Source organism: Kytococcus sp. HMSC28H12 (assembly GCF_001816045.1).
GTDB lineage: Bacteria > Actinomycetota > Actinomycetes > Actinomycetales > Dermatophilaceae > Kytococcus > Kytococcus schroeteri.
On the sequence record NZ_KV824406.1, the window covers coordinates 1 to 3,823 of the forward strand.

4 protein-coding genes are annotated in these 3,823 nt (G+C 74.7%); all 4 read left to right on the top strand.

The genetic code is table 11. The features are described 5' to 3' along the window. The coding region (locus HMPREF3099_RS13380; protein ID WP_237769752.1) for a hypothetical protein at positions 1-210 on the top strand (210 nt) is incomplete at its 5' end. 112 nt (positions 211-322) lie between these two features. Then, on the top strand, positions 323-739 hold the full coding sequence (locus HMPREF3099_RS05230) for a DUF3039 domain-containing protein (protein WP_083323516.1): 417 nt from the start codon (positions 323-325) through the stop codon (positions 737-739). 12 nt (positions 740-751) lie between these two features. Continuing rightward, on the top strand, positions 752-2,521 hold the full coding sequence (locus HMPREF3099_RS05235) for a DEAD/DEAH box helicase (RefSeq protein ID WP_070704918.1): 1,770 nt from the start codon (positions 752-754) through the stop codon (positions 2,519-2,521). 3 nt (positions 2,522-2,524) lie between these two features. Beyond that, a partial coding sequence (locus HMPREF3099_RS05240) for a bifunctional 3'-5' exonuclease/DNA polymerase (RefSeq protein WP_070704921.1) occupies positions 2,525-3,823 on the top strand: 1,299 nt, incomplete at its 3' end.

The window sequence follows — 3,823 nt, forward strand, 5'->3', positions numbered from 1 at the left end:
CGTGGCGGCTTCGGCGGCCGTGGCCGCCAGGGTGGCTACCGCGGTGGCGACGACCGCCGAGGTGGGTACCGCGACCGCGACGGCGGCGGGTACCGGGGCCGTCGGGACGACCGCGGACAGGGTGGCTACCGCGGTGGCAGCGACCGTCGTGAGGGCAGCTCCCGCGGCGGCTCCCGGGGCGGCGGTCACCGCGGCCGCCGCGAGGACTGACACGCACCCCGCACCGAGCACCTGCTGACAGCGCCCCGACGGCTCCGGCCGTCGGGGCGCTGTGCGTGTGCTGACGGCCCGACGGTCGGTGGCCGGCAGTACGATGGGCGACATGCCTTGGACCTCCCGGACCCCCTCGCAGGACGCCTCCACCACCCTCACCGAGGTGGTGGCCATGAGCCAGCCGATGGACCCGGGCACGCCCGACGACCCGGGCGGCCTGTCCTCCCCGGGTACCTCCACGGGTCTGCTGGAGCGCACCGAGCAGCAGACGGCTCCCATGGAGCCGGGCGACCACGAGCGCTTCAGCCACTACGTGCGCAAGGAGAAGATCCTCGAGAGCGCCATGAGCGGCGAGCCCGTCACCGCCCTGTGCGGCAAGATCTGGGTGCCCGGCCGCAATCCGGACCGTTTCCCGGTCTGCCCGGTCTGCAAGGAGATCTACGAGGGCCTGCGTGACCCGCAGGACGGCGGGGACGGCGGCTCGGGCTCCGGCCAGGGTGGCTCCGGCGCGGGCTTCGGCAGCTGAGCCCGGCGGTCGATGAGCACCTCCGCAGCCGACCACCTCTCTCCCTCCTATCCCGCCCGCGCCGCCTGGGGCACCGCCCCCAAGCTGCGTGCGTGGCAGGCCGAGGCCCTCGAGGCCTACCGGCAGACCGTCGCCGCCGGCGGCCGTGACTTCCTCGCGGTCGCCACGCCGGGCGCCGGCAAGACCACCTTCGCCCTGAAGGTGGCCGCCGACCTGCTGGCCGAGGGGGCCGTCACCCAGATCACCGTGGTGGCGCCCACCGAGCACCTCAAGACCCAGTGGGCCGATGCCGCCGCCCGCGTGGGCATCCACCTGGACCCTCGCTTCACCAACAGCCAGCGGGCCCACAGCGCCGACTACCACGGCATCGCCATGACCTACGCCGGCATCGCCGCCGACCCGGACCTCCACGAGCAGCGCACCAAGGAGGCCCGCACCTTGGTGATCCTGGACGAGATCCACCACGGCGGTGACGCACGCAGCTGGGGCGACGCCATCCGACAGGCGTTCACGCCCGCCGAGCGGCGCCTCTCGCTGACCGGTACGCCCTTCCGCTCGGACACCAACCCCATCCCCTTCGTCCGCTACGAGGAGGGGGCCGACGGCATCCGCCGGTCGTCCAGCGACTACGCGTACGGCTACCGCAACGCGCTCACCGACGGCGTGGTGCGCCCGGTGCTCTTCATGGCCTACGGCGGTGCCATGAAGTGGCGCACCAAGGCCGGCGACGAGATGGCCGCCCGGCTCGGCGAGCCGCTCACCAAGGACCTCACCGCCCAGGCCTGGCGCACCGCGCTGGACCCCGAGGGCGAGTGGGTGCCCGCGGTGCTCGGTGCCGCCGACAAGCGCCTCACCGAGGTGCGCCGTCACGTGCCCGACGCCGGCGGCCTGGTCATCGCGAGCAACCAGAAGAACGCACGGGCCTACGCGCGCCACCTGGAGGCCCTCACCGGGGAGAAGCCCACCGTGGTGCTCTCCGACGACGCCGGGGCGAGCTCCCGCATCGAGGAGTACAGCAAGGGCGACTCCCGCTGGCTGGTGGCGGTACGCATGGTCTCCGAGGGAGTGGACGTGCCGCGCCTGTGCGTGGGCGTCTACGCCACGAGCACGCAGACGCCGCTCTTCTTCGCCCAGGCGGTGGGGCGCTTCGTGCGCACCCGCAAGCGCGGTGAGACGGCCAGCATCTTCCTCCCCTCGGTGACGCCCGTCCTGGCGCTGGCCGCTGAGCTCGAGGCCGAGCGCGACCACGCGCTGGACCGCCCCGGCCCCTCCGGCGAGGACGCCATCTGGGCGCCGGAGGAGGATGAGCTGGCCCGGGCCAACCAGTCCGAGCGCCTCAGCGACGAGCTCGGTCCGGGCTACGAGGCGCTGGAGTCCTCCGCGGAGTTCGACCACGTGCTCTTCGACGCCCAGCAGTGGGGCATGGGCTCGGAGGTGGCCAGCGAGGACGAGGCCGAGTACCTGGGCCTGCCCGGGCTGCTGGAGCCCGAGCAGATGACGCAGCTGCTGCGCGAGCGCCAGGCCAAGCAGGCGGCGCGCGGCAGGAAGGCCCAGAAGGAGCAGAGCGAGCAGCCGATCGCCGCGCACCGGGCCCTGCAGGCCTCCCGCAAGGAGCTCAACAAGCTGGTGAGCGCCTACGCGCAGAAGAAGGGCGTGCCGCACGCCAACGTGCACATGGACCTGCGCCGCCAGTGCGGCGGGCCCGCCCTGGAGACCGCCACCCAGGAGCAGGTCACGCAGCGCATCGAGACCATCCGCCGCTGGTTCGTGGGCAAGCGCTGAGTCGTGGACCTCGTCGTGGCGCGCACCGGCGACCGCGTCGAGGTGGTGGCCGTCACCGACGGCGAGGCGGGGGAGCGGTGGTCGGTGCCCTGGGCGGACCTGCCGGCCTGGGTGCAGGCGCGCGAGTCCGTGGCCGAGACCGCCGGGGACGACACCCCGCGCTGGGTGTGGGCCGACTCCGCGGCCACCTACCTCCCTCTGCTCGAGGCCGGCGTCCGGGTGCGCCGGGGTGTGGACCTGGGCCTGCAGCGGGCCCTGCTGCGCCGGGCGCGGGCGGTGGCGCACACGCCGTACGCCGCGGCCCCCTCCACGGAGTGGGACGCGCAGCGCGCCGAGGCGGCCCTGGTCCCTGCACAGCCGGTGGACACCGACGAGACGCTCTTCGACGTGGCCGGGGACGGACCCGGCATCGAGGAGTGCCTGGCCGAGCACCTGGCGCAGCGCGAGGCCCTGGCCGATGCGCGCAACGGGGGCGGGCTGGCGCTGCTGTGCCACGCGGAGTCCACCGGCGGCCTCATCGCCCAGGAACTCAACCACGCCGGGGTGCCGTTCAGCACCGCCGTCCACGACGCCCAGCTCACCGCCCTGCTGGGGGAGCGCGACCGGCACGGTGGTCGCCCGGCCCGCATGGCCGCGCTCGTGGAGCGGATCCGTGATCTGCTCGGGGCGCCCGGCCTCAACCCGGACTCCGCCCCCACCCTGGTGACCGCGCTGCGCCGGGCCGGGCTCGACGTGGCGAGCACCCGCAAGTGGGAGCTGCGCGGGATCGACCACCCTGTCATCGAGCCGTTGCTGGAGTACAAGGCGCTCAGCCGCCTGCACACCGCCAACGGGTGGGCGTGGATGCGTCACTGGGTGCGCGAGGAGCGCTTCCGCCCCGACTGGGTGGCCGGTGGTGTGGTGACCGGTCGGTGGGCCAGCCGCGGGGGAGGGGCCCTGCAGCTGCCCCGGCAGATCCGCTCGGCCGTGCGCGCCGATGCCGGGTGGCGTCTCGTGGTGGCCGACGCCGCCCAGCTGGAGCCGCGCGTCCTGGCCGCGATGGCCGGCGACGCGGCGATGGCCGAGGCCGGAGCTGCCGGTGACCTCTACGCCGCGCTCGTGGACGACGGGGTGGTGGACACCCGCGACCACGCCAAGGTGGCCATGCTCGGCGCGATGTACGGATCCACCACCGGCGAGGCCGGCGCCCTCATGCCGCGCCTGCGGCGGGCGTACCCGCGCGCCATCGGGCTGGTGGACGCCGCCGCGGCGGCAGGGGAGCGGGGCGAGGCGGTGTCCACCTGGCTGGGCCGCACCTCCCCG

What these genes read in the sequence shown, in the direction of transcription:
- HMPREF3099_RS05230 (WP_083323516.1), top strand. Translation starts at nt 323, where the DNA reads ATGCCTTGGACCTCCCGGACCCCCTCGCAGGACGCCTCCACCACCCTC.
- HMPREF3099_RS05235 (WP_070704918.1), top strand. Translation starts at nt 752, where the DNA reads ATGAGCACCTCCGCAGCCGACCACCTCTCTCCCTCCTATCCCGCCCGC.